The sequence below is a fragment of the Rhodococcus jostii RHA1 genome (genome assembly GCF_000014565.1).
Lineage (GTDB): Bacteria > Actinomycetota > Actinomycetes > Mycobacteriales > Mycobacteriaceae > Rhodococcus_F > Rhodococcus_F jostii_A.
In genome coordinates this window covers 5,159,565-5,183,795 of record NC_008268.1, presented here as the reverse complement: position 1 = coordinate 5,183,795, position 24,231 = coordinate 5,159,565, and the positions used below count along the sequence as shown (strand labels likewise).

At 67.2% G+C, this 24,231-nt stretch carries 22 protein-coding genes, 1 pseudogene and 1 riboswitch; of the genes and pseudogenes, 13 read left to right on the top strand and 10 right to left on the bottom strand.

Annotated elements, in window-relative coordinates; all coding sequences use genetic code 11:
* Positions 1-9 precede the first annotated feature (9 nt).
* Positions 10-774: an ABC transporter permease gene (locus tag RHA1_RS24020; protein ID WP_011597202.1), complete on the bottom strand. Its 765-nt coding sequence runs from the start codon at positions 772-774 to the stop codon at positions 10-12.
* A gap of 133 nt (positions 775-907) precedes the next feature.
* Here RHA1_RS24020 and RHA1_RS24015 point away from each other — a divergent pair, with 133 nt between their 5' ends.
* Positions 908-3,229: an ATP-binding cassette domain-containing protein gene (locus RHA1_RS24015; RefSeq protein ID WP_011597201.1), complete on the top strand. Its 2,322-nt coding sequence runs from the start codon at positions 908-910 to the stop codon at positions 3,227-3,229.
* An 18-nt stretch (positions 3,230-3,247) separates the two neighbouring features.
* Here the strand turns inward: RHA1_RS24015 and RHA1_RS24010 are convergent, their stop codons facing one another.
* Positions 3,248-3,835, bottom strand: coding sequence for a carboxymuconolactone decarboxylase family protein (locus tag RHA1_RS24010; RefSeq protein ID WP_041811924.1), 588 nt, complete (start codon positions 3,833-3,835; stop codon positions 3,248-3,250).
* 239 nt (positions 3,836-4,074) lie between these two features.
* On the opposite strand from RHA1_RS24010, the gene RHA1_RS24005 reads away from it, so the two are divergent.
* Positions 4,075-5,010 carry an alpha/beta hydrolase gene (locus RHA1_RS24005; RefSeq protein WP_011597199.1) on the top strand — a complete coding sequence of 312 codons (936 nt, stop codon included), beginning with the start codon at positions 4,075-4,077 and terminating at the stop codon, positions 5,008-5,010.
* Between the two features lie 6 nt (positions 5,011-5,016).
* Entirely contained in the window at positions 5,017-6,516 is a 1,500-nt protein-coding gene (locus RHA1_RS24000) for an FAD-dependent oxidoreductase (protein WP_011597198.1), read from the top strand.
* Positions 6,517-6,575: 59 nt separating this feature from the next.
* On the opposite strand, the gene RHA1_RS23995 is transcribed toward RHA1_RS24000, so the two are convergent.
* Positions 6,576-7,499 carry a LysR family transcriptional regulator gene (locus RHA1_RS23995; RefSeq protein ID WP_005572706.1) on the bottom strand — a complete coding sequence of 308 codons (924 nt, stop codon included), beginning with the start codon at positions 7,497-7,499 and terminating at the stop codon, positions 6,576-6,578.
* A 93-nt stretch (positions 7,500-7,592) separates the two neighbouring features.
* Between RHA1_RS23995 and RHA1_RS23990 the strand changes: the two genes are divergently transcribed.
* The 4 genes from RHA1_RS23990 (at position 7,593) to RHA1_RS23975 (ending at position 12,225) form a co-directional block, all read left to right on the top strand.
* Positions 7,593-8,957 (top strand): amidohydrolase family protein, encoded by a 1,365-nt coding sequence (locus tag RHA1_RS23990; RefSeq protein ID WP_011597197.1) that lies wholly within the window; start codon positions 7,593-7,595, stop codon positions 8,955-8,957.
* Positions 8,958-9,101: 144 nt separating this feature from the next.
* A complete protein-coding gene (locus RHA1_RS23985) occupies positions 9,102-10,367 on the top strand; it encodes an MFS transporter (RefSeq protein ID WP_050787368.1) in 1,266 nt (421 codons plus the stop codon).
* Positions 10,368-10,405: 38 nt separating this feature from the next.
* On the top strand, positions 10,406-11,287 hold the full coding sequence (locus RHA1_RS23980) for a fumarylacetoacetate hydrolase family protein (RefSeq protein ID WP_011597195.1): 882 nt from the start codon (positions 10,406-10,408) through the stop codon (positions 11,285-11,287).
* 11 nt (positions 11,288-11,298) lie between these two features.
* Complete coding sequence (locus RHA1_RS23975) at positions 11,299-12,225, top strand: VOC family protein (protein WP_011597194.1); 927 nt, start codon at positions 11,299-11,301, stop codon at positions 12,223-12,225.
* A 26-nt stretch (positions 12,226-12,251) separates the two neighbouring features.
* Here the strand turns inward: RHA1_RS23975 and RHA1_RS23970 are convergent, their stop codons facing one another.
* Positions 12,252-12,473, bottom strand: a complete 222-nt coding sequence (locus RHA1_RS23970) for a hypothetical protein (protein ID WP_016883895.1) — start codon at positions 12,471-12,473, stop codon at positions 12,252-12,254.
* 282 nt (positions 12,474-12,755) lie between these two features.
* Here RHA1_RS23970 and RHA1_RS23965 point away from each other — a divergent pair, with 282 nt between their 5' ends.
* Positions 12,756-13,160 (top strand): C40 family peptidase, encoded by a 405-nt coding sequence (locus RHA1_RS23965; RefSeq protein WP_011597193.1) that lies wholly within the window; start codon positions 12,756-12,758, stop codon positions 13,158-13,160.
* 68 nt (positions 13,161-13,228) lie between these two features.
* On the opposite strand, the gene RHA1_RS23960 is transcribed toward RHA1_RS23965, so the two are convergent.
* Entirely contained in the window at positions 13,229-13,573 is a 345-nt protein-coding gene (locus RHA1_RS23960) for a histone-like nucleoid-structuring protein Lsr2 (protein ID WP_009477961.1), read from the bottom strand.
* Positions 13,574-13,713: 140 nt separating this feature from the next.
* Here RHA1_RS23960 and RHA1_RS23955 point away from each other — a divergent pair.
* Positions 13,714-13,895 (top strand): annotated as a pseudogene (locus RHA1_RS23955) (hypothetical protein).
* Between the two features lies 1 nt (position 13,896).
* Here the strand turns inward: RHA1_RS23955 and RHA1_RS23950 are convergent.
* The 3 genes from RHA1_RS23950 to RHA1_RS23940 all read right to left on the bottom strand — a co-directional run bounded on the left by RHA1_RS23950 (position 13,897) and on the right by RHA1_RS23940 (position 17,482).
* Entirely contained in the window at positions 13,897-15,300 is a 1,404-nt protein-coding gene (locus tag RHA1_RS23950) for a CitMHS family transporter (protein WP_011597192.1), read from the bottom strand.
* Positions 15,301-15,420: 120 nt separating this feature from the next.
* The gene (locus RHA1_RS23945; RefSeq protein ID WP_011597191.1) at positions 15,421-16,716 is read right to left on the bottom strand and encodes an LLM class flavin-dependent oxidoreductase; all 1,296 of its coding nucleotides are present in this window, start codon (positions 16,714-16,716) and stop codon (positions 15,421-15,423) included.
* A gap of 1 nt (position 16,717) precedes the next feature.
* A complete protein-coding gene (locus tag RHA1_RS23940) occupies positions 16,718-17,482 on the bottom strand; it encodes a 3-oxoacyl-ACP reductase (protein ID WP_050787514.1) in 765 nt (254 codons plus the stop codon).
* A gap of 48 nt (positions 17,483-17,530) precedes the next feature.
* Positions 17,531-17,635: riboswitch (TPP riboswitch) on the bottom strand.
* 73 nt (positions 17,636-17,708) lie between these two features.
* Between RHA1_RS23940 and RHA1_RS23935 the strand changes: the two genes are divergently transcribed.
* Both RHA1_RS23935 and RHA1_RS23930 read left to right on the top strand, forming a co-directional pair.
* Complete coding sequence (locus RHA1_RS23935) at positions 17,709-18,167, top strand: MarR family winged helix-turn-helix transcriptional regulator (protein WP_029539588.1); 459 nt, start codon at positions 17,709-17,711, stop codon at positions 18,165-18,167.
* On the top strand, positions 18,164-18,586 hold the full coding sequence (locus RHA1_RS23930; RefSeq protein ID WP_011597188.1) for an organic hydroperoxide resistance protein: 423 nt from the start codon (positions 18,164-18,166) through the stop codon (positions 18,584-18,586). The genes RHA1_RS23935 and RHA1_RS23930 overlap by 4 nt, the downstream gene beginning before the upstream one ends.
* Positions 18,587-18,607: 21 nt before the next feature.
* On the opposite strand, the gene RHA1_RS23925 is transcribed toward RHA1_RS23930, so the two are convergent.
* Together RHA1_RS23925 and RHA1_RS23920 are read right to left on the bottom strand one after the other, a co-directional pair.
* On the bottom strand, positions 18,608-19,486 hold the full coding sequence (locus RHA1_RS23925; RefSeq protein WP_011597187.1) for an oxidoreductase: 879 nt from the start codon (positions 19,484-19,486) through the stop codon (positions 18,608-18,610).
* Between the two features lie 40 nt (positions 19,487-19,526).
* Positions 19,527-21,569: a CocE/NonD family hydrolase gene (locus RHA1_RS23920; protein WP_011597186.1), complete on the bottom strand. Its 2,043-nt coding sequence runs from the start codon at positions 21,567-21,569 to the stop codon at positions 19,527-19,529.
* A 139-nt stretch (positions 21,570-21,708) separates the two neighbouring features.
* On the opposite strand from RHA1_RS23920, the gene RHA1_RS23915 reads away from it, so the two are divergent.
* Entirely contained in the window at positions 21,709-22,608 is a 900-nt protein-coding gene (locus RHA1_RS23915; protein ID WP_050787367.1) for a pseudouridine synthase, read from the top strand.
* A gap of 45 nt (positions 22,609-22,653) precedes the next feature.
* The gene (locus RHA1_RS23910) at positions 22,654-24,189 is read left to right on the top strand and encodes a CYTH and CHAD domain-containing protein (RefSeq protein WP_011597184.1); all 1,536 of its coding nucleotides are present in this window, start codon (positions 22,654-22,656) and stop codon (positions 24,187-24,189) included.
* The last annotated feature ends 42 nt before the right edge of the window (positions 24,190-24,231 follow it).

The following is a 24,231-nucleotide window of genomic DNA, read 5'->3' as shown; positions in this document are numbered from 1 at the left end:
TCGGATCCGTCACGTTCGCGGGGTGTGGAGTCTCGGCCGGTGAACGGCTTCCCGGGCCACCAGTTCGATCGTGACGGCCACCGCACACGTCTGCGCGAGCAGCAGCCCGACGAGGACGAGGATCTGCACCGCCCCGGCCTGAACGGCAGAACCGCTTGCCAGCAGCACCCCGACGAACGCCCCCGGCAGGGTGACCAGCCCGACGGTCCGGGTCTGGTCGAGTCCCGGGAGCAACGCGTCCGAGGCGGCATACCGGACCACTTCCATGCGGGCATCACGGACGTCGAGTCCGAGACTGAGCCCCGCCTCCACCTCACCCCACCGTTGATCGACCGCATCGAGCGCGCGTCGCGCGGCGAGGGAGGTGGCCGTCATCGCACCACCGAGCACGATTCCCCCGATGGGAACGAGAGCGACACCTTCGAGCGGCACCACCCGGCTGACCAGCATCAACGGCAACACGATGCCGACACCCGCGGCGAGGGACAGCGCCAGCCACCCGGCGGACCGCCCGGCTTTCGCGCGGCGAGCGGACGTTCCCACCGCCGCCGCGAACATCACGACGAGCACGAGGATCGACGACCACAGATGCGCGAGCGCCGCGGCCAGGATCAGGGACACCGCGGCGAGCTGGGCAGCACCTCGAATCGCCGCACCGGGCACGACGAGTGGGCTACCGAGGTGGGTGAAGCGGTAGACCACCGCCGCGCACACGACCATCACGGTGCACAGCACAGCCAGTCCGACACCGGGATTCGCCAGGGACGTACTCACCCGGCTCAGTGTTCCTCACTTCCTGGCCACGGCGATACCGAGTGAGCGTTATGCCGACGTATCCCGGGGTGTGCGTGCGACCATGGAAGGAGTCGACGCTCTACGCCCGAGAACCTGACCGGAGGCCGTGGCGATGGACGACCGGGCGAACACAGCGCACCCGCGGGTCGTGGTCGAGACCGAACACGGCCGGGCGAGCTACCGCGCGGGCAAGGCCGTCCGCATCGGCCGGGATCCGCAATTGGAGATCACGATCATCGATCCCGTGGTGTCACGTGAGCATGCACGGCTGACGTGGGACGAGGGATGGCAGCTCGTCGATTCCGACAGCAAGAACGGGATCTTCGTCGACGGCGAGCGTCGAGAAAAGGTTCCCGTCACGAACCACGTCGTCGTCCGCCTGGGCGACGCGGTCGAGGGACCGATCGTGCGGATCTCGGTCGAGGATCCCGACGCGACGCGACAGGACGTGGGCGGCCGATGGGACGAGTCGACGATCGACGTGGGGGCATCGAGCGCCCCACCCCCGACACCGCACGAGGCGGTCCCGACGGGATCACTCACGGTGGGACGGTCACCCGACAACGACATCGTCGTCCGGGACGTGCTGGCCTCACGCCATCACGCGATCGTCCACAACGTGCCGTCCGGCCTCGAGATCGACGACCTGGGGAGCGTCAACGGCACGTTCGTCGGCGGCGCCCGGGTGTCGCGCGCGCAGCTGACCGAAGGTGACGTCGTCACGATCGGCAACACCGATCTCAGTGTGAAGGACGGCCGGCTCGTTCCACGGCAGGCGGTGGCTCCGACCGCAGGTGGGCTGCGGGTGGACGGCGTCGGGCTCACCATCGAAGGCGGGCGGCGGCTGCTCGAGGACGTCACGTTCACGGCCCAGCCGGGGAGTCTCACCGCGGTGATCGGCCCCTCCGGCGCGGGAAAGACCACGGTGGCCACCATCATCTCCGGTTCGGAACGCCCCACGGAAGGTGTGGTCGAGTTCGAGGGACGCAGCGTGCACGCCGAATACCAGGTGCTCCGCTCCCGCATCGGGATGGTCCCCCAGGACGACGTCGTGCACCGGCAGCTGACCATCCGGCAGGCGCTCGGCTACGCCGCCGAGCTGAGGCTGCCGCCGGACACCACCCGGGCCGACCGCGAGGAGGTGATCGAGACGGTGCTCGACGAACTGCAGCTGTCCGAACACGCCGACACGAGGGTCGACCGGCTGTCCGGCGGACAACGCAAACGCGCGTCCGTCGCAATGGAGTTGCTCACCGGCCCGTCCCTGCTGATCCTCGACGAACCGACCTCGGGTCTCGACCCCGCGCTCGACCGGCAGATCATGGCGACGTTGCGCCGCCTCGCCGATTCGGGCCGCGTCATCGTCATCGTCACGCATTCGCTGTCGTATCTCGAGATGTGCGATCAGGTCCTGCTCCTCGCACCGGGCGGCAAGACCGCCTACGTGGGCCCGCCGGACCGGGTCGGGGCCGCGCTGGGCAGCACCGATTGGGCCGACATCTTCGCCCGCGTCGCGGCCGACCCCGACGGGGTGTTCGCCGAGTACCGCGCCACCCGCCCCGCCGTAGAGGTGCCACCACCGAGTCCGCCCGGACCTCTCGGCAGTCCCGCGCACACGTCGCGACGCAAGCAGTTGAGCACCGTCGTCCGCCGCCAGGCGCGGCTCATCCGCGCCGACCGTGGGTACCTGATCTTCCTGTCCCTTCTCCCGTTCGTGCTCGGCGGCCTGGCCGTGCTCGTGCCCGGCGACACCGGATTCGGGCCGTCGGGCCTCGACGAATCCGGCGAACTCACCCAGATCCTGGTCGTGCTGATCCTCGGCGCCGCCTTCATGGGTTGCTCACTGACCATCCGCGATCTGGTCGGAGAGCGCATGATCTATCACCGCGAACGTGCCGCCGGTCTGCTCCCGTCCGCCTACCTGACGGCGAAGATCGTCGTATTCTGCGCCGCTGCCATCGTGCAGTCGGCGATCATGGTGATGATCGTCTTCGTGGGCAAGGGTTTTCCGGGCCGGGGCAGCGTGATCCCCTCCGGCTCCGTCGAATTGATCGTGGACATCGCCGTCACCACCTGCTCCTGCGTCCTGGTCGGACTGGCGTTGTCGTCGGTCGCCCGCTCGAACGAGCAGGTGATGCCGATGCTGGTGGTCACGATCATGGTGCAGCTGGTGATGTGCGGAGGACTGATCACGATCACCGGACGCGCGGTGCTCGAACAGGTGTCGTGGCTCTTCCCGTCGCGCTGGGGGTTCGCGGCCGCCGCATCGACGGTGGACCTGCGCACGAACGCCACGGGCACCGAGCCCGATACGCTCTGGCAGCACGCCGCATCGTGGTGGCTGCTCAGCATCGCCATGCTGGTGCTCATCAGTTGCGTGCTCGCGGTCGTCACCTACAGCCGGCTCCGGCTGCGCCGTTCCCGCCGGGGCTGAAACAGATGCTGCGGTGTTCTACTCGTCGCCGAGACCCGCCGGTGCCCCGACGTCGAAGACGTTCATCATCTGAGACAGGGTCCGGTAATAACCCACGAGTACCACGAGTTCGAGCAGCGCCGAGGAACCGAGGCGGGCTTCGAATCGGCGGAATTCCTCGTCTCCGAGGGTGTTGGTGCCCTCGAGCAGATGACGGCACACGTCGTACGCGGCCTGTTCGGTGGCGTCTTCGGAACCGAAGTCGCCACCCCGAAGTGCCGTCATCTCTTCGTCGCTCAGTCCGACGGCGTGTCCGACCCGTTCGTGGGCGTAACGTTCGAATTCGCTTTCCGTTGCGGCCGCGACCGCCAGTATCGCGATTTCTCTGATCCGGGCGGTCATCGCCGTCCGATAGCGCAACGCACTTCCGAGTTCCTGCAACGCAAAACCGAGCCCGGGCACATGCAGCATCAACCCGAACGGCCCGTTGAGCCTGCCGTGGTCATCCTGAAGCGCGAACAACTGAGGCCCCTGAGCACGCGGCCCCGTCACAATGCTGTCGTACAACGCCTTCTGCTCGACGTCCAGCTCGGCGGGCGCCAGGGACGCGATCCGTGAATCTGCCATGTAAGTACCATCTTTCAACGATTTCGGCGCGGGGAGGCGCGGTGACGAGTCAGAGTATGCCGCGCCCGGCGCTGTTGCCCTCCGCCGGCATCGAATCGCACCCCGAACTGTAGCTATTCGTCCGCTGGATTCCCTCCATATCGAACTGCCGATTCCCGAATATTCCCTGATCCGCCACCCTTGAGCCACGGGCCACCTCGCCGAGTGGACCCGCGACCAGGCGAAGAGGTGACGTCAGCGTGAGAACCCCGGTCGGGCAGCCCGCCCGATACGAGACCCAATCCTGTCCCGACATCGAGTTCGGGCGTCCCGGCGGGCACGTCCTCCGACTCGATCTGACTCTGCCGATCGACGTTGCGAAACCCGCCGTCGTCCTCTACCTGCACGGCGGTGGTTGGATGATCGGCTCTCGCAAGAGTCATGCCGCGCGGGCGGAGCGGCTCGCGCGGCACGGATTTGCCGTCGCGAGCATCGACTACCGCCCCTCCACCGCCGCTCCCCTCCCCGCCCAGATCATCGACATCGCGACCGCGCTCGAGTGGCTGAAAGGTCCCGGGCAAGGCTTCGGTGTCGACGCGACTCGTGTCGCGCTCTGGGGAGCATCGGCAGGTGCCCATCTCGCGCTTCTGGCCACCGCCACTTCGGCGATTCCGCGGGCAGCGCACGACCTGCCCGGTCCACCCGTGCAGGCCGCTGTCGGCTTTTTCGGATGTTACGACCTCACCTCGCGGGGCGACCTCGACCGTCCGGATGACGGGTCGCCGGTACCGCGTGAAATCCGCGAGCAGGACTGGCCGCCAGGGGTCCCCGCACCGCCGTCGTCTCGCTACCTGAGGGCCCGATTGCTGGGAGTCGACGAGTTGACGGTGAGCGATCGCGACCTCGCCGCCATCAGCCCATTTGCGAAGGCGCACGACATCCACGTGCCGGTCTTCCTGCTCCACGGAACACGCGACTCGGTCACGTCGGTGCAGCAGAGCCGGCGGATGGCGCAGGAACTTCGACGCCGAGGGGAGGCGGTGCGCCTGCGCCTTCTCGAGGGCGCCGATCACGAGGACCCCGCGTTCGACACGGACGCCACGATCGCCGAAGTCGCCGGGTTCCTACACGAACACCTGGACCGGTCCTGCCCCACACCCCCCGCTTCCCACGATGCCGTACAACAAGGAGATTGATTCGAAATGACCGCTCGAGTAATAGTCGTCGGCGGCGGACCGTCGGGTCTGACGGTCGCGACCGAACTGGCCCGGGCCGGAGTCGACGTCGTCGTCCTCGAACGTCGAACGCAGCCGGTGCAGTCGCGAGCCGGGACTGTTCTGCCGAGAGTTCTCGAGCTACTCGATTCTCGGGGCCTTGCGCAGAAGTTCATCGACAGGGCCGCGAAGATTCGCTCCAATCCGCTGATTCCCGTGCATATCTGGGCCGGGATGCAACCCGTGGAATGGCGCCACCTCGAATCGAGGTTCGGATTTCGGCTGGTTCTTCCCCAGAACCACACCGAGGAACTGTTGCTCGAGGAAGCGCTCCGTCTCGGAGTCGTCGTCAGGCACGGCGTGACCGTCGAATCCGTCGTTCAGCAGTCCACCGCCGTGACCGCGACCGCGGTGGCCGAGGACGGACCCGTGAGCCTGTCAGCCGACTACCTGGTCGGCGCCGACGGTGGGCGAAGTATCGTGCGGTCGCAACTCGGTCTCGGTTTCGAGGGGCACGGGCCGACCTTCACCGGAATCGTGGCAGACCTGAGGATGGATCGGCCCTGGCCCGAAGCGCGGCGGATGATCGACAACGACAAGGGGTGGGTCACCTCGTTTCCGTTCGGCGAGAACGAATCCGTCACCCGGTTCAACATCGTGCACGCCGAGCGCAGGCACGCCCCTGCGGCGGAGCCGGTCACGGCCGACGAGGTTCGCCGATGCCTCACCGATGTCCTCGAGAAGGACCTGCCGTTCGACGATCTGGTGTGGGCGTCCCGCTTCACCGATTCGCTCAGAATCGCAACGAAATTCCAGCAGGGTCGAGTGTTCCTCGTCGGCGAATCGGCTCGCATCCACTACCCCGCCAGCGGCGTCGGGATGAACTTCTGCATCCAGGACGCGTTCAATCTCGGGTGGAAGCTCGCCGCGGTGATCAACGAACACGCGGGACCGGCACTCCTGGAAACCTACGAGTCCGAACGCCGCCCAGTGGCCGAGGCGCTGCTGAGAAGCGTCGCGGCACAGTGTTCGGTCCAGTTCGACTTCACGCCGGAGGGGGTGGCATTCAAGCGGATTTTCGAACGCGACCTGTTGCCCATTCCGGAAGTCAATCGCCGAATCGGGCTCGAACTCAACGGGCTGTCCTTCCCGTACCCTGCTGAGTCACACCACCATCCGATGGTCGGATTGCGCTGCCCCGACCTGGATCTCGTCACCGCGACCGGTCCGATGAGGATGGGTGAAATGCTGCGCGATTCTTCACTCGTCCTCATCGACGCCACCGGGGCGGGCACCTACGCAGACCTCGCTCTGCAGGGCGCGCCGGTGCGCGCATACACCGGCCACATCGTTCTCGCACCCACTGGCCTGGGCGACGTCGCGAGCCTCCTGGTCAGGCCTGACGGGTACATCGCGTGGGCCAGCGCCGGCGCCCCCGCGCGTGAAGATGCTCAGCTGGCGATCAAGCGGTGCCTCGCCGTCGAATGAAATGCCGGGAGGGTCGTCTCGGTGTACCCGAGACGACCCTACCCACACGGGTTCTGCACTCACTCCAGAGACTTGACGAGTTGCGCTCGGAGCCAGCGGTGTTCGGGATCCGCGTTGTACATCGGGTGCCACCACAGGGCATGGTTCAGTGGGGCGAGATTCAAGGGGAAGTCGACCGACCGAATTCCCATTCCGCCGCTCATCCGGGCCGCCAATCGCTCCGGCAGAAGCGCGATCCGATCGGTGTGGGCGACGAAATACGGCAGCGCCAGGTAATTTTCGCCGACAACCTGCACATACGGTTCGACCCCCTGAGCCCGGACCTGATGCAACGGTGTCGTCGCGGCGTGGGGATGCGTCTGAAACACAGCCCACGGGTATTCGGTGAGCTGGTCCAGCCGTATGGCGTCCCCGACGTGCTCGTTGTCCTCGGCCACCACGCAGACCCACCGGTCGGAGAAGAGGTCGACCGAGGGCAGGTCGCTGACGAAGCCACGGGGTACGACGAGGGCATCAGCGGTACGGAGGCTGTCCGATGCACGGTCGACGATCTCCGGTCGCAACTGGACGAAGTTGATGCGCAGGTGCGGAGCCTGCGCCAGCAGATCGCGGGTGATGGTGTCTCCGACGGCGGCGAGCATGTAGTCGGACATGATCAGGGTGAACTCGCGGCTGGACCGTTCGATCTCGATACCCGGCTCGGCGTCGAGCACCCGATCGACCGCCGAGATCGCCACCGTCGTGCGCTCGACCAGGCTGCGGGCGAGCGGCGTGAGCTGATACGAGTTGCCGACCCGGGCCAGTAGCGGATCCCCGAAGTACCTCCGAAGCCGCGCGAGCGCCGCACTCATTGCCGGCTGACTCAGACCGACTTCGATCGCCGCGCGGCTCACGCTTCGCTCGCGCAGAAGCGCGTCCAGAGACACGATGAGGTTGAGGTCCAGCTTGGCGCGATGACCGGAGATCCGCTGTATCGAGCTCATGGATACAAACTATAGGCAACCCGTCGTTCCCAAATAACCGCGGGAAAATGAGACTGAGGGCAGTCACTCTGCCTCTCTCCGAACAGGACACTCATGGACCCGAGTCATGCCCAACCGCGCCGCACTCTCCTCCGGGGAGCAACGGTCGTCAGTGTCGATCCGGCCATCGGAAACCTCGATCGAGCCGACATTTTGATCAGCGACGATCTGATCGCAGGAATCGACACGCGGATCGACGTCGAGCCGGAGGTCGAGGTCGTCGACACCGACGGAATGATCGCGCTTCCCGGATTTGTCGACACTCACCGCCACACCTGGCAGAGCGTCATGCGGCATGGATACGCCGAACTCGATCCCCTCCAGTACTTCGACGAAATACTCAGGGGAATCGGGGCGGCGTACGAGCCCGAGGACGTCCGGATCGGAAACCTCCTCGGCGCGGTGTCGGCGTCGAGTGCCGGGACGACCACCCTCTTCGATTGGTCCCACATCCAGAATTCACCCGAGCATTCCGACGCTGCGGTCAGCGGTCTGCGCGAGGCGGGTATCCGTGCCGTCTTCGGCCACGGATGGCCACTGCAGGGCGACGGGCGCTGGACCGAGAACAGCACGCTCACCCACCCGGCCGACATCGAACGGCTGCAGAAGCAGCACTTCACCGACCCGGGCGGACTCGTGACGTTGGCCATGGCGGCCAGGGGCCCCGAGATGACGGCGTCCGGCGTGTGGCAGGCCGACCTCGCCCTCGCGCGCGACCTGGGCATCCGCACGTCGGTGCATGCCGGTGCGTACCCGCACAACGAACCGGTCCACGCCGTGGCCCAGTACGACAAGGCGGGCCTTCTCGCCGACGACCTGACGTTCGTGCACTGTTGCCGCTCCTCCGACGCCGAACTCGCGATGATCGCCGAGGCCGGTGCCACCGTGTCGATCGGCGTGCACTGCGAGCTCAACTCGCAAGGCATCGGCGACGTCCCGCTCGACCGGATGCTCGCCGCCGGCGTACGACCGAGCCTCAGCGGGGATACCGAAACCAAATGCAGCGGAGACATGTTCACGCAGATGCGGATGCTCTTCGGTTATCACCGTTCGTGGATGGGCGGCGGCCACAGCTCGCTCGCGGCCGATCGCGCACAGCTCCTCCTGAGCGATGTGCTCGCATTCGCCACCATCGAGGGGGCGAGAGCTCTCGGACAGGGCGACCGCATCGGCTCGCTCACTCCCGGCAAGCAGGCCGACATCGTCCTGGTGCGTGCAACGGACCTGAACCTCGTGCCCGTCCTCGATCCGGTGGCCTCGGTGGTTCTCGCCGCTCACGAGGGCAATGTCGATTCGGTGCTCATCGGCGGCCGATTCGTCAAGCGCGGCGGAGTCGTGCTCGGGTGTGACCCGTCCGCTCTCGTGAGCGCGGCGGCGGCATCGCAACGACGGATCCTGGGAAGACGCGCCGGCAGCTAGCACTCGTGTGCACGTGTCCCCTGGCCGAACTGGGTGTATTCGTCGCACGAATTCCCTCCATCACGACTTACCGCTTCCCGGATAACCCGAGAACAGGAACAGTGATGGTCATCACCACCGCAACAAAGGAGCAAGGCATTGACCATGTCACGCGGGGACGAATTCCGGCGCGGGTGGCCGACTCTGTCAGCGGCCGCCGTGGGTGTCGGCACTGGGGTATCCGGGCTCGCCATCTACTCGGCGGGTCTGTTCACCAGCGATCTCGGTAGGGAGATCGGCCTCAGCGCTGCGATGTACGGGCTGTCCATCACCTTGCTGACCTTCGGGATGGCACTCGCCGCCCCCGTCGTCGGCTACGCCGTCGACAAGTTCGGAGTCAAGGCCCCGACGATTGCCGGAGCACTGTGCCTGGCAACCGGATTCGCCGCACTGGGAGCGGTCGTGCACTCCGTGCCGGCCTACATGACAGCGATGGCGTTGATCGGATTCTTCGGTGCAAGTTCCGGACCGATTGCCTTCACCCGGGCGGTGAGCAGCTGGTTCGACCGCGCCAGGGGCCTCGCGCTCGGCATCACGATGATGGGAATGGGACTTTCCGGCGCCATCATTCCGGTCGCCATCGGCCGCGTCATCGAACTCGAAGGATGGCGGCTCGGCTACCTCACGTTGGCCTGCATCGCGCTCGCCGGAACCCTCCCCACCCTCTTCCTCCTGAAGATCGCACCGCGACGCGGAAGCATGCAGGGAACGCCCGGACTGGCGGCCGACGACGGTGACGACTTCGCCACCATCCGCCGGAACCCGCTCTACTGGCGGTTGGTCCTCACATTCGGCCTGATGTCGGTCGCCTTCACCGGCCTCGTCCCCTACCTGGTCCCGATGCTTCGGCAGTACGGGATGAGCGTCGGCGGTGCGGCATCGATCGCATCGATCATGGGACTCGCAGTCATCCTGAGCCGACTGATGATCGGACTGCTCATCGACGTCCTCCGGCCGACCGCGGTCGCGGCCTCGCTCTGCGTGCTGTGCGCCACCGGTGTCGTGCTGTTCGCGGTCGGCGGAGTCGGATTCGCCCCCGTCCTGGCCTTTACGCTGGGGTGCATGCTCGGCGCCGAGCTGGATATGGTGGGCTTCTTCACGTCCCGCTATTTCGGGCTCGCCGCGTTCGGAAAAGCTTATGCAGGCCCCTACATGGCGTTCGTCCTCGGCGGCGGCATCGCGCCCCTGTGGGTCGGTGCCGTGGTGGACCGAACAGGAAGCTACACCGCAGTCCTCTACCTCGTCGCCGCGCTGACGGTGCTGTGCGCCGTCGCCTTCGTGGCCCTGCCGTCCCCGCGGGGACCGAGGCAGGTAACCACCGGCCCTTCCGATACGAGGCCCACGCCCGCCTCCGTCAACGCAGACCTCTGACCACACACCACAGACAACGCTCCAGGAGAACCACTTTCATGCGTATCGCCAACATCGACGGCCGTGCCGCTCTCGTCTTCGGAGACGAGGGTTCCGAACGAGCCGTCGACCTCGCCCACGCCTCCCGCGGCCGGTTCGGCCCCGAACTGCCCGCCGTCTACCAGGCTTGGGACGACATCACCGGATGGGTGGCGGAACAGGACATCCAGGAGCTGACGGGGAACAGCGTCCCCATCGACCGGTCCCGTCTCCGCGCACCGTCGCCGGCTCCCCGGCAGGTGTTCGCGTTCGGGCTGAACTACCACGCCCACGCCACCGAATCCGGCTTCGAATCCCCCACGCACCTGCCGCCCGTGTTCACCAAGTACGCGTCCAGCTTCACCGGCCCCGACAGCGACGTCGTAATTCCTGCCGGCGGCAACGTCGACTGGGAGATCGAACTCGTCGCCGTCATCGGCCGCGCGACCAGCAACATCGACGAGGCCGACGCCTGGTCCCACATCGCCGGTCTCACCGCCGGCCAGGACATCTCCGAACGGATCACCCAGACCCGTGGTCCGGCACCGCAATTCGGTCTCGGCAAGTCCTTCGCCGGGTTCTCCCCGCAAGGTCCGTGGCTGGTGACCCCGGACGAGTTCGCCGACCCCGACGACCTCGAACTCGGCTGCACCGTCGACGGCGAGGAAGTGCAGAAGGGTCGCACCCGCGACCTGATCTTCCCGGTCTCGAAGCTGATCGCCGCCCTCTCCCGCACCGTCACCCTCTACCCCGGGGATGTGATCTTCACCGGCACCCCGGCCGGCGTCGGCGTCGGCCGCGATCCGCAAAGGTTCCTGCAGCCCGGCGAGGAGCTCGACAGCTGGATCGACGGCATCGGCACACTTCATCAGCGTTTCGTCGCCGACCCCGGCGCGAAGTAGAGGACGCGATCATGGCACTGCACGGACTGGGCAAGGTCACCCTCGGCGTCCCCAACGTCGACGAGACCATCGCCTACTACGTCGAATTCGGACTCGAACACCGCGGGGGCGGGGTGTTCGCCACCCGCAACGGCGGCGAACAACTCGAGATCGTCAACGCACCCACGCGTCGACTGGTCGAGTTGACGGTCGCCGCCGACGACCCCGACGACATCGCCGCCGTCACCGCGCGGCTGACCGGACTCGGTGTGGCGACCCGTCAGAACGGCACGTCCGTCAGTGCCGTGGAACCGGCCACCGGCACCCGGGTGCGGGTGCAGGTCCGGTCCCGGATCGTCATCGAACCCGCGGTGTCGCCGACGCCGTACAACGGTCCGGGCCGGATCGACCGCTGGGGGCGGGCCCCGTTCCTCACCCGCACCGAGCCGGTGCGCCCCCGCAAACTCGGACACGCAGTGATCGGGTCCACCGACCTCGAAACCACAAAGAAATTCTTCACCGACGGTCTCGGCTTCAAGGTCAGCGACTACATGGGCGACAAGGCGGCATTCCTGCGCTGCTCCGTCGAGCACCACAACGTGCTCGTCATGGCCGCACCGGTGAACTTCATGCACCACACCAGCTGGCAGGTCGACGACATCGACGAGGTCGGCCGCGGCGCCCACGCGATGCTCGAGAACAACCCCGAACGCCACATCTGGGGTCTCGGCCGGCACCACGCCGGCGCGAACTTCTTCTGGTACCTCAAGGACCCGGCGGGGAACTTCTCCGAGTACTACTCCGACATGGACACCGTCCCCGAGGACGAACTCTGGAGCCCGGAAGTGCTGCACGGCCTGCAAGGTCTGTACGCCTGGGGACCACCCCCGCCGTCGTCGTTCCTCGAGCCGGACGATCTCGCCGCCCTGATGACCGGAGCTCACTCCGCCACCGGGTGACGAGCCGGTCGAGGACTTCGTGCCGGCTAGATCAGTTCGACGACGGTTCCCAGGTCGTGCACGTGCTCGCTGTCCGACGGTTCGGTGGCCGGCGTGATGTCGCCACGTGCCGCGTGTGCCATCGATCGCGCCTCGCCCGCAGCGAAGGCGACCGGTACCGCCACGGCGACGGACAGGAGGGCAGCTCCTGCGTCGAACGCCAAGCGTGCGACACCGAAAGCACAGTTCGCCGATTCTCTGACCGTCATCGCCCGCTCCTTCATCCCAGTCCACGGGACGTAGCGGACCACTCCCTTTGACCTGACAATTACCCGTCCGACGTTACGAGGGGCCTGCACTACTCGCGAGTACCAAACCGACCAGATCGAATGATTTACCCGGAGGCCGTCGAGTCCGGGCGACGGAGGCAGAGAAGACAGGCACGTACCCGGGTAGTTCAGCCGATGCGCCCGGACCGCAACGGGACCACTCTGTAAACAGGCGTCCTCCGCGACGCGACACCACAGCGAGTGCACTGGAGCAACGACGGCATGAGCCCACACACCGGGAACCACGGATATCACCTGGTTCACACGTTCCGCCCGCCCAGGGTTCGGCCGGGACACCAGGCCCTCCACGCCGCCGCGTCCAGGATCGGAATCCCGTGCACCCTCGGGGCCGGCGACCACCGCGCCTTCGACAGCTCCGGCCTCGTTCAGTGGGCCTTCAAGCAGGCCGGCATGTCGGTTCCGCGCACTACCTACGAGCAACTCCGACACGGGACCGCCGTGGACGCGAGAAACCTGCAGCCCGGTGACGTCGTTCTCTTCTACGGGGGCGGCCACGCGGGGATCTACGCGGGAAACGACACGGTCGTCCACGCACCCGCTCCGGGACGCCCGGTCACGCGAGTAGCCATGAGCTCCATGTCATTTCACGCAGCACGCCGATACTGACAACCGACCACGGCCCCCGGCCGACCTGAACAGCGGCCAGAGGCGTGACCACCCGCGACGCCATGGGCTCAGTGAGCGGCGTTGTACGCTTCCTCGATCTCGGCAGGAATACGTCCACGCGTGGACAACTCATACCCCTGCGACGTCGCCCATTCTCGAATTTCCTTCGCCTGGCTACGCCCCTGCGACGGTGATGCCACTGCAGGAGTCGACCGACGCTTCCTTCCACCGACCCGAGTTGCATGTTCGATGTAGTAGTCGAGAGTCTTGTGGAATTCCCTGGCGTTCTTGACCTTCAGATCGATCTCGTAGTCGACGCCGTCGACAGAGAACGGAATGGTCTCCCCCTTACCGTTCTTGATCGGAGTTCCGTCGATGTCGTCGATGCGTTCGACAACAACTTTCCGCGCCACAGTTCCACTCCTTCATCGTCGATAACCCGGGGAACACTACGTCGAAGTATTGTTCACCTGCCAATCCCCGACGGAGTTTTCGAACTACAGAACGGGGTCCGCCTGATTGGAGCACCCCGTTGTCGGGGTATTCGTCGGACATGACACCGAAGGATTCATCCGGACCGAAGACGACGACCACCCGACAGCGGCGCCCCCGGGCGCGGACAAGGACGTGATGTCCGATCCGGCCGAGGATGACAAGAGTTCGGGCGCCGACTGGAGCGGCGAAGGTGGCGCGACCCCCGAGGGGCCCGCCACCGACACCGACACAGAGGACTAGGTCACCAGGGAATCTGTCCGAGGACCACACCGATCACCAGCATCGACAGCGACACCAGCGCTGCGCGCCACAGCACCTTCTTGTGATGGTCCGCCAGCGGGACACCCGCCAGGGTCACGAGTAGGAGGATGGCCGGGACGAGGGGGCTCTGCATGTGGAACGTCTGGCCGGTGATGGATGCGCGGGCCATCTCGACCGGCTCGATGCCGTACGTGGCCGCCGTCTCGGCGAGCACGGGCATGATGCCGAAGTAGAAGGCGTCGTTGCTCATGAAGAACGTGAACGGCAGGCTCAGGATGCCCGTGATGACGGCCAGGTGCGGTCCGAGCGAGGCCGGGATGATCTCGAGCAGCCACTGCGCCATGGCCTCGACCATTCCGGTGCCCTGGAACACGCCGGTGAGGACAGCGGCGGCGAACACCATCGCGACCACGGAGACGATGCTCGACGAGTGGCGGGTGATCGCTTCCTGCTGTTCCTTGACCCGCGGGAAGTTCACCGTCAGCGCGATCGATGCGGCCACCATGAACAGGACCGGAATCGGCAGCACGTCCATCACGAGCACGACGAGGAGCGCCACGGTCACGAGCGCGTTGAACCACAGCAGCTTCGGGCGCAGCGTGGGCCGCTGGGGGTCGAGACCGTCGACGAAGCCCTGGCCGTTGTCCGATCCGGCATCGCCGGAGCCGCCACCGGTTCGGGGCGCGTCGCCGTTACCCCCGGAGCCGGTCGCGGACCGCCGGAGGCCGGAGCCCGCGGAGACGAGGAGGCGCTCGTCGGTGAGTTCGAGCGTGCCGATGCGGCGGCGTTCGCTGTAGCCCAACTGCACGGCGAACAGCAGCACGACGAGCAGTCCGACCACCAGCGACGGGATCATCGGGACGAACACGTCCGACGGCGAGATACCCAGTGCGGCGGCGGCCCGGACCGTCGGTCCGCCCCAGGGGACGATGTTCATCGCGCCGTTCGCCAGGCCGGCGACCACCGTGAGGACCACGGGGCTGACCTTCAGCTTCATGTACAGCGGCAACAGCGCGGACGTCACGATGATGAACGTCGTGGATCCGTCACCGTCCAGCGACACCACCATCGCGAGCACCGCGGTGCCGACGACGAGCCGCATGGGGTCGTTGCGGACGAGCCGGAGGATGAGTTTCACCAGCGGGTCGAACAGGCCGACGTCGATCATGATTCCGAAGAAGATGATCGCGAAGAACAGCAACGCGGCCGTCGGTGCCAGCGCCTTGATCCCGTCGGTGATCATGTCGCCGATTCCGAGGCCCGCCCCGGCCGCGATGCCGAATGCGACCGGGACGGCGATCAACCCGACCACGGGAGTGGCCCGTTTGGACATGATCAGGAACATGAACACGGCCACCATCAGAAAGCCGAGTGCTACCAGCATTGCCACTCCTCGTCCGAACTCGCGTCGTGGTGTGATCGCGATAACAGCCAGTGTCGGGGGGAGGGACGCTCACAGTCACTGTTGCGTACTTAGAGAAGGTTGTGTTCTTTGTGGTGGCAACTACGGGCGCCCCCGGAGATGGTCGCGCAGAGTCTCTGTCTCATACTCCGCGCGGAACAGCCCCCGCTTCTGCAGGACGGGGATCACCTCGTCGACGAAGTCGGCGAGGCCGTTCGGGTAGAGCGGCGGCATCAGGTTGAAGCCGTCGGCCCCGCCGTCGCGGAACCACGTTTCGATCTCGTCGGCGATCGATTCCGGGGTTCCGATCATGGTGCAGTGCCCGCCGCCGGCCGCCAACGTGCCCAGCAGCGACCGCACGGTGGGACGGTCCTTCTCGATGATCCGCAGGATCGTGTCGTACCGGCCCTGCGGCCCGGTGAACTCCGACAGCTGCGGCAGCGCGGGAACGGGTGCATCCAATTCCCAGGCACTGCAGTCCTGCTGGACGAACATCGACAACTGCGCCAGCGACTGTTCGACGGGCAGGAGCGCGTCGAGTTCCGCCTTCTTCCGTCGGGCCTCCTCGGTGGTGGAGCCGACGTAGGTCACGAGACCGGGCATCACGGTCACCGCGTCGGCGTCGCGGCCTGCCGCGCGGATGCGCCGCTTCACGTCGTCGTAGTAGCTCTGCGCGGCCGTGAGGTCGTAGGCGACGGCGTAGATTCCCTCGGCGCACCGGGCGGCCAGGTCGCGGCCCTGATCGGACGCGCCCGCCTGGAACAGCACGGGACGACCCTGCGGCGAGCGCGGCACGTTCAGCGGACCGTCCACGAGAAAGTGCTTGCCCCGATGCTCGACCGCCTTCACCTCGGCCGGGTCCGCGAAGATGCCGTCCCGGTCGAGTACGAGCGCGTCGGGCCCCCACGAATCCCACAGAGCGAGTGCCACGTCGACGAATTCCGCGGCACGCGAATAGCGTTCGTCGTGCGGCGGCATCTCGTCGAGCCCGTGGTTGCGCGCTTCGGCGTCGAACATCGACGTCACCACGTTCCAGCCGACGCGGCCGCCGCTGATGTGGTCGAGCGACGCCAGCATCCGGGCGGCGTGGAACGGTGTGTAGAACGTAGTGGACACCGTCGTCACCAGTCCGACCCGCTCCGTCGCCCGCGCCATCGCGGACAGCGCGGTGAGCGGTTCGAGGAACCACATGCCTCCGGATGCGGGGTCGCGCACCGAATGCCCGTCCGCGAAGAACACCGCGTCGAGGCAGCCCCGCTCCGCGATCTGCGCCAACTCCTCGTAGTAGGCGATGTCGCAGAGTCGCTCCACCGGGGACGAGGGGTGCCGCCACGCGGCACCGTGGTGCCCGCAGCTGTAGAGGAATGCGTTGAAGTGCAGTTGCCGGGCGTCGGTCATGTCAGTCCTTGACCAGTCCGCCGTCGACGACGAGGTTCTGGCCGGTCACCGACCGCGACCACGGGGACGCGAAGAACAGCACCGCGTCGGCGAATTCGTCCGGGGTGGTGACGCGCTGCAGCGGGGTGCTCGCCGCGATGAGGTCGAACACCTCGTCGGGAGTGGCGGCGCTCGCGTCGGTGGTGCGGAGCAGCCCGCCCGAGACCATGTTGACGGTGATGCCGTCGGGACCGAGGTCGGCGGCGAGGGTGCGGGTCAGCGACAGCGCCGCGGCCTTGGCGGCCGTGTAGTCGTGGTACGGGACGACAGGGTTCTGGAACAGGTTGGTGCCGATGTTCACGATCCGGCCGAACCCGAGCGAACGCATTCCCGGCAGCGCGGCCTGCGTCGTGTGCAATGTCGCCTTCACGCTGCCACGCAGCTGCGAGTCGAAGGACTCCCATGTGATGACGTCCGCCTTGTCGCGTGCGTCGCCGTTGAAGGAGAAGTCGGCGAGCGCGTTGTTGATCACCGTGGTCACCGGGGAACCGAAGTGCTCCTCCGCCGCGGAGAACAGCGCCGCCACCTGTTCGGCGTCGGTGACATCGGCCCGGAGCGCGACCGCACGGTCCGCGCCCAGGGACGCCGCGAGTTCCTCGGCCGCATCCCGGCTGTTCCGGTAGTTCACGATCACCCGCGCGTTCTGCGCCGCGAACGACCGCACGATGGCGGCGCCGAGGCCCCGCCCACCGCCGGTCACCAGGACGATCTGCTTGTCGAGCTGCATGCTGTCACCTTCCGTTCGGTCGGCGACGAGACATCGGATGAGCGCATACGGCCGTCTCCGCGACATCCCTTCGCCGGCATTACCCAGTTCAGGTTCGACGGGTGTGGTCTCAGCCGCCCGGCTCGTCGCCGGGCAGCACCCCGTGTCACTGGCCAACAGTGTAAGCCCCCTCACCGGTTGACCTTTTTCTATTGTGCACAACCTAGTTGTGTGCAACTATTCAGTGGTGACCGACAACCTCGCCCTCGACCGCCAGGTGTGCTTCGCGCTGTACTCGGCTTCCCGCGCCATGACGGCGAGATACCGGTCGATGCTCGACTCGCTGGGAGTGACCTACCCGCAGTACCTCGTGCTGCTGGTGCTCTGGGAACAGGACGGCCGCGGAGTACGTGAGATCTGCGACGCCCTCGAACTCGACACCGGCACGCTGTCGCCACTGCTCAAGCGGCTCGACACCCTGGGCCTGGTCGAACGCCGGCGCTCCTCGGCCGACGAGCGCCGGGTCGGGATCCACCTCACCGAAAAGGGCGCGGCCCTCCGCGCCGCCGCGGAGGGCATCCCCGCGGAACTCGCTCAGTCGACAGGAATGGAGGTCGACGAACTCGTCGCCCTGCGGGACACCCTGTCGCAGCTCACCGAATCGCTCCACCGCTTCAACACCCCTACAGGAGAGAAGAAACCATGAAGATCGTCTACACCGCCGAGGCTCTCGCCACCGGAGAAGGCCGCAACGGCCACGCCCGCACGTCCGACGGCCGGCTCGACCTGAATCTCGCGATCCCCACCGAGATGGGCGGGTCCGGCGACGGCACCAACCCTGAGCAGTTGTTCGCCGCCGGATACGCGGCCTGCTTCCACTCCGCACTCCAGCTGGTCGCCCGTCAGGCGAAGGCGAACGTCGCCGACTCCGCCGTCGGCGCCCGCGTCGGCATCGGCGCCACGGACGGCGGCGGCTTCGGTCTCGCCGTCACCCTCGAGGTCTCCCTCCCCCACCTGCCCCGCGCCGAGGCGCTCGAACTGACCGAGAAGGCACACCAGGTGTGCCCCTACTCCAACGCCACCCGCGGCAACATCGACGTCACCCTCGAGGTCACCGAAGACTGAGAGACCCTCACGGGCGTCGGGTCACCGGAACGTGAACTCGACGCCCGTCAGGTCCTCCGACAGAGACCACAACGCCCCCGCGGTGTGCTCGTCCCGCGACTTCTTGTTGGAGCCCACCACCTTCGGGTGGCCACGCTGCTCGAACAGGCCGTCCGGCCCGATGTAGCTGCCGCCGATCACGTCGGGTGCGGTGGCCGCGTACAGCATCGGCAGCGCCCCCATCTCCGCCGACTGCGCGAAGATCCGGTTGCCGACGGCCATCAGCTTGTCCTGCACCGACTCGGTGTGGGCCTGCAGATTGGTCGACGCGTAACCGGGGTGCGCGGCCACCGCTTTGACGGGTGACCCCGCCGCGGACAGCCTGCGCTGCAACTCGTACGTGAACAGCAGATTCGCGAGCTTCGACTGTCCGTACGCGCTCCAGCGGTTGTACTTGCGGCGTTCCCAGTTGAGGTCGTCGAGGTGAATTGTTCCCGCCTGATGTGCGGCACTCGACATGGTGGCGACCCGGTCGGTGATCTTGTCGAGCAGCAGGCCGGTCAACGCGAAGTGCCCGAGATGGTTTGTGCCGATCTGCATTTCGAATCCGTCGGCGGTCGTGCGCTGCGGCACCGCCATCACGCCGGCGTTGTTCACGAGCACGTCGACGGACTCGACGCCGGCGGCGAACTCGCGCACCGAGGCGAGGTCGGACAGATCGAGGCGGCGCACCTCGGCGTTGTCACCGATCGACCGGGCGACGACCTCCCCCTTGTGGGTGTTACGACAGGCCAGCACGACGTGCGCGCCAGCCTTGCCCAGAGCCCGCGCGGCCACCTCCCCCAGACCACTGTTGGCGCCCGTGACGACGAACGTGCGGCCGCTCTGATCGACGATGTCCGAAGCTGTCCACTTGGTCATGGCGTCAACCCTACGGATCTCGGGACATGGCGTGAACCTTTCACCACGCCTGCGCTCCGACCAGCGGCAGATTGAGGAAACTCGGGCGATCCGGGGACAACGCGACGTGCTGCGGCTTCAGTTGGCTGTCGGCCAGCATCGGTCCGAGCGGCAGGTACCGGGGGACGCTGCCCGCGTACACGTCGACGCGCAGCCGATGCCCCGGTTCGAGGACCGCGTCGGTGGGCACGAAGTTGATATCGACCGGTGTCACTTCACCCGGGACCAGCGGCTGACGGGCGTCCACCGTCAGAGAGTGGTGCGGTTCGGTGTAGTCGCCGTTCGCCGACTTGGTGCTCTTCGAATCGTCCACGGCCCGCATGGAAGCGGTGAGAGCGCCGTTGGTGAGCGGAGTCGACGTGCCGTCCGGTGCGACGTCGTTGAGCGTCACCGCCCAGAATCCGTCCGGGGCGTCGAGCACGGTTTCGAGGTGCAGATTGACCGGACCCGACAGCTCGGTCGGCTGCGTGACCGGGGCACTGGTGAACGTCAGTCCCTCGGCCTCGGCGAACCGGGAGTCCTTGCTGCACACCGATCCGAAGACGACGGCCGCGCCTGCGGTGCCCTGCGCGCCGTCGCGGGAACAGAGCCCGCGAAGTCCGGGTGCGACGGTGAGCTGTGCCGCGTCGCCGGGTTTCGCCGACACCAGGCTGCCGTCGTGGGCGGCGTGCCCGGCGGTGCCGCTGGAGACACCCGACAGGTACATCCGCTGGTAGTCGACACCCGCCCGCGGGAACTGATCGGTGGTGGTCCAGCCGTTGCCCTGCTGATACAGCGTGACCGGACCGTACTCGTCGATGCCGTTGTCGATGCCCTTCAGCCACTTGTCGAACCAGGCGCGTTCGAGGACGTCGAGTCGCGGCGGGGCACCCTGCTCACCGAAGCCGCCCCCGAACGAGATGTGGTAGGCGTCGCTCATGATCAGCTGCTTCTCCCCGGCGGGCAGCGGGATGTCGTTGTAGACCCGCGGCTCGCTGTTCGCGAAGATGTCGTGCCACGCGCCGTAGAGCATCGTCGGCACCTCGATGTTCGCGGCCTGCGCCTTCCGCTCCTCGTAGAACTGGCCGTCCTGCGCCACCCGCAGCGTGCCAGGGTCGAGACCGTTGATGTCCGGCGCGGTCATGGCCTCGATCAGCGCGGGGAAGAGCGTCAGCGGATCCCGCAACCGATCCTGCAGCCACCGCTGGTCGAAACGCCCCTGCGCGATGGCCTGGATGTCGGGAACGAACTTGAGACCGTTGACCAGCGACAGCCACAGCGGCATGAATCCCACACCGAGACCACCGCCCGTTCCGACGATGTCGCGGAGCAGATCGTTGCCCGGTTCGGTCGGGAAGATGGCCTTCAATGCCGGCGGCTGATGCCCCGCGGCCTGCAGCGAGTTGATTCCCGAATAGGACACCCCCGCCATGCCGACCCTGCCGTCGGACCATCCCTGCTTGCTCATCCAGTCGATGATCTCGACGGAGTCCTGCTGCTCGAGCGGACCGAGCGCCTGCCATTCCCCCTGGGAGAAGCCGGTGCCCCGGGCATCGACCACCACCTGGGTGTACCCGTTCCGGATGAGGTCGCGGTTGATGCCGAAGACGCGCATGCCGCCACCGGTGAGCACCTTCGCCGCTTCCCCGACACCGTCGAACGGGGTGCCGGCGAGATCGAACGAGTTCACCAGGTCGACGACCGTGTCCTCGAGTCCCGGCACCGCGAACACGGAATCGACGACGTTGCCGACCAGCTTCGTGTACGGCGTGACGCCCAGAACCGACGGCATCCTGGTGTCGATCGGCGTGCCGGAGGCGTCCGCGGGGCGATAGACGTTGGCCTTCAGCACCGTTCCGTCGCTCATGGTGATGGGGACGTCCCAGTCGATCGCGATCACCGGGTACTCGGGCGGCGCGTCGACCGCCGCGGTCCACGCGGCCCCGGCCGCCCCACCCGTCGGATCCGCCGACGCCGTCACCGTGGGCACCACCGCGAGCCCCACCCCCACCGCCAGAGCGACTGCCACCGCGCCCGGTCGAAACGCCCATCGACGCACGATCACTTCGAACCCCCGTGAAATCCCGATGACGCGCCTCAGCGGCCAGTCAGGGTGGCCCGCGTCACAAACTTACCGGATAGTAACCTCGAGTCCCCCGGCGGTCAACGACGGATTTCCGCAGCCTGTCGACTACCGTGACGAGGTGCCCGACGCCCCGCTTCCCGTCCGCGACGGCCTCAACCCGACGCGGCTGAGGATGCCGGACGTCGGCGCGTGGCCCACCGTGCTCGAGTACCTGGTCGCACGTTTTCCGCACGACGAAACCCGCCTCCGCGAGAAGGTCGCCGCAGCGGAAGTCGTCGACGAGCGTGGGCAGCCGATCACCGAGGCCACCCCGTTCGCACCCCGCAAATTCGTGTACCTGTACCGGGATCCGCCGGTCGAGAAGCGGGTCCCGTTCGACATCGAGATCCTGCACCGCGACGAGGATCTCCTCGTCGTGGACAAGCCCCACTTCCTGGCCAGCACGCCGCGCGGCGCGTACGTCGCGGAGTCGGCGCTGGTCCGGTTGCGCCGAGACTTCGACCTTCCGGAACTGACACCCGCGCACCGGCTCGACCGGTTGACCGCCGGGGTGCTGATCTTCACGGTGCGGCGGGAGGTCCGGCGCGACTACCAGTCGCTGTTCGATCAGCGCCGGGTGGTCAAGGAGTACGAGGCGGTCGCCCGTTACGACCCCGATCTCCGGCTCCCCGCCACCGTCCGCAGTCGAATCGTCAAGGAGCGGGGCGTCTTGAAGGCGTACGAGATGGACGGTCCCGCGAACAGCGAAAGCCGCATCGAACTTCTCGAGATCCACGGCGACGCGGCCCGGTACCGGCTGCTGCCGCACACCGGCAAGACGCACCAGTTGCGGTTGCACATGAGTTCGCTCGGCATCCCGATCCACGGCGACAACTTCTATCCCGACTTCTACGACGTTGCCGCCGACGACTATTCGACGCCGCTGCGGCTGCTGGCCCGGTCCGTCGAGTTCGTCGACCCCTACTCCGGAGTCACGCGACGCTTCGCGAGCGTCCGTAGCCTCGACTGGCCGAGCTGACCTCGGCTTCTTTCCCCCGGCCCGCTCAGCCGGAAGGATGGTGACATGAGTACCGCGACATCCGTCTCCGAAGTGGAACGCAAGTACGAGGCCGGTTCGGAGCAGCAGATACCCAGCCTCTCGGGACTGCCCGGTGTGGACGGCGAACCTCTGCTCGACTCGATCCAGCTGTCCGCCCTGTACTACGACACGGGCGAACTCCTGCTGCTCCGCGCCGGAATCACCCTCCGCCGCCGGGAAGGCGGCGACGACGCCGGCTGGCACCTGAAGATCCCGGCAGGCGCGGACGAACGGACCGAGCTGCAGTTGGCGCCCGACGCCGAGCACCCCGAGACGGAGGTGCCCCGGGAATTCGCGGAGCTGCTCACGGCCGTCACCCGCGGCGCGGCCCTGAACCCGGTCGCGCTCATCAGCACCGACCGGGAGCGGCGGCGGCTCGTGGACGCGGCGGGAACGACGCTCGCCGAGGTCGTCTCGGACGTCGTGATCGCCGCCGTCCCCGAGACGGGGACCGGATCCGACGAGCGGGTGTGGCGTGAGGTCGAGGTCGAACTCGCAGCCGGTGACCGAAACCTGTTCGACGCCATCGACTCCCGGCTGACCGATGCCGGAATCACCCGTTCGGATGCGCCGTCGAAGTTGCGGCGGGCGCTCGGCGACGCGGTGACCGGCACCCCGCGCCCCGCGGGTAGGAAGAAGCGGTCCACTCCCCGGACGATGCTGCTGGAGTATCTGGCGGCGCAGAAGGATTCTCTCGTGACGGCCGACCTCGGCGTGCGCCGCGACCTCGACGAGTCCGTCCACGACCTCCGGGTCTCGGCCAGGCGCATCCGGAGTGTCCTCCAGGTGTACGGGACCAGCCTGCGCGACCAGGAAACCGTCGACGAGTTGATCGTCGAACTCCGCTGGGTCGGTCAGGCCCTCAGCTCGGCGCGGGACACCGAGGTGCAGTGGAGCCGGCTCGTGGATCGGCTCGGCGACGCCGAGGAAATACCCGACCGCGAGGTCGTGCGGGCACGCCTCGACGAATACTTCTCGGCACTCGCCGCGACAGCCCGGCCCGCAGCACTGGCCGCCCTGAACTCCCGGCGCTACCTCGACCTGCTCGCCGGGCTCGACACGTTCCTCGTCGCCGTCGAGGCGTCCGGGAGCGGCGGCCCGTCGAAGAAGGCCGTCACGAAATCGCTGCGCGCATTGTCGAAGTCCGTGCACCAGCGCGTGGGAAAGGCGGCGGCCGCGACCGCCCGGGCCGAGCGCGACGAGCTGACACACCGAGCGCGCAAGCGCGCCAAACGAATGCGCTATGCGGTCGAGGCGACGCGGTCACTGGCTCCGAAGGCGTCCGACCGCGCTCAGACGAAGTTCAAGGGCTTTCAGGACGTCCTCGGCGAATACCAGGACGCGGTCGTCGCACGGGACCACATCCTGGCGATGGTCGCGGAGGATCAGCACTCCGCCGAGTCGAGCCTGGGTCTCGGAATGCTGCTGCAGCGCGAACTGGAGCGCGGCGATGCATTGGCAGCAGAAGTGAAACCGGAGTGGAAGAGCGCGAAGAAGGTGGCCCGAAAAGTCTGGAAGTAGGGCACAGTCGGGGAGTACCCAACAGCGTGAGCGAAGGGAGCC

Coding starts and splice junctions, on each gene's coding strand:
- RHA1_RS23910 (WP_011597184.1), top strand. CDS start 22,654: ATGAGTACCGCGACATCCGTCTCCGAAGTGGAACGCAAGTACGAGGCC.
- RHA1_RS23990 (WP_011597197.1), top strand. CDS start 7,593: ATGGACCCGAGTCATGCCCAACCGCGCCGCACTCTCCTCCGGGGAGCA.
- RHA1_RS23980 (WP_011597195.1), top strand. CDS start 10,406: ATGCGTATCGCCAACATCGACGGCCGTGCCGCTCTCGTCTTCGGAGAC.
- RHA1_RS23975 (WP_011597194.1), top strand. CDS start 11,299: ATGGCACTGCACGGACTGGGCAAGGTCACCCTCGGCGTCCCCAACGTC.
- RHA1_RS23985 (WP_050787368.1), top strand. CDS start 9,102: ATGTCACGCGGGGACGAATTCCGGCGCGGGTGGCCGACTCTGTCAGCG.
- RHA1_RS23945 (WP_011597191.1), bottom strand. CDS start 16,716: ATGACCGACGCCCGGCAACTGCACTTCAACGCATTCCTCTACAGCTGC.
- RHA1_RS24000 (WP_011597198.1), top strand. CDS start 5,017: ATGACCGCTCGAGTAATAGTCGTCGGCGGCGGACCGTCGGGTCTGACG.
- RHA1_RS23930 (WP_011597188.1), top strand. CDS start 18,164: ATGAAGATCGTCTACACCGCCGAGGCTCTCGCCACCGGAGAAGGCCGC.
- RHA1_RS24015 (WP_011597201.1), top strand. CDS start 908: ATGGACGACCGGGCGAACACAGCGCACCCGCGGGTCGTGGTCGAGACC.
- RHA1_RS23995 (WP_005572706.1), bottom strand. CDS start 7,499: ATGAGCTCGATACAGCGGATCTCCGGTCATCGCGCCAAGCTGGACCTC.
- RHA1_RS23925 (WP_011597187.1), bottom strand. CDS start 19,486: ATGACCAAGTGGACAGCTTCGGACATCGTCGATCAGAGCGGCCGCACG.
- RHA1_RS23950 (WP_011597192.1), bottom strand. CDS start 15,300: ATGCTGGTAGCACTCGGCTTTCTGATGGTGGCCGTGTTCATGTTCCTG.
- RHA1_RS23965 (WP_011597193.1), top strand. CDS start 12,756: ATGAGCCCACACACCGGGAACCACGGATATCACCTGGTTCACACGTTC.
- RHA1_RS24010 (WP_041811924.1), bottom strand. CDS start 3,835: ATGGCAGATTCACGGATCGCGTCCCTGGCGCCCGCCGAGCTGGACGTC.
- RHA1_RS23940 (WP_050787514.1), bottom strand. CDS start 17,482: ATGCAGCTCGACAAGCAGATCGTCCTGGTGACCGGCGGTGGGCGGGGC.
- RHA1_RS23970 (WP_016883895.1), bottom strand. CDS start 12,473: ATGACGGTCAGAGAATCGGCGAACTGTGCTTTCGGTGTCGCACGCTTG.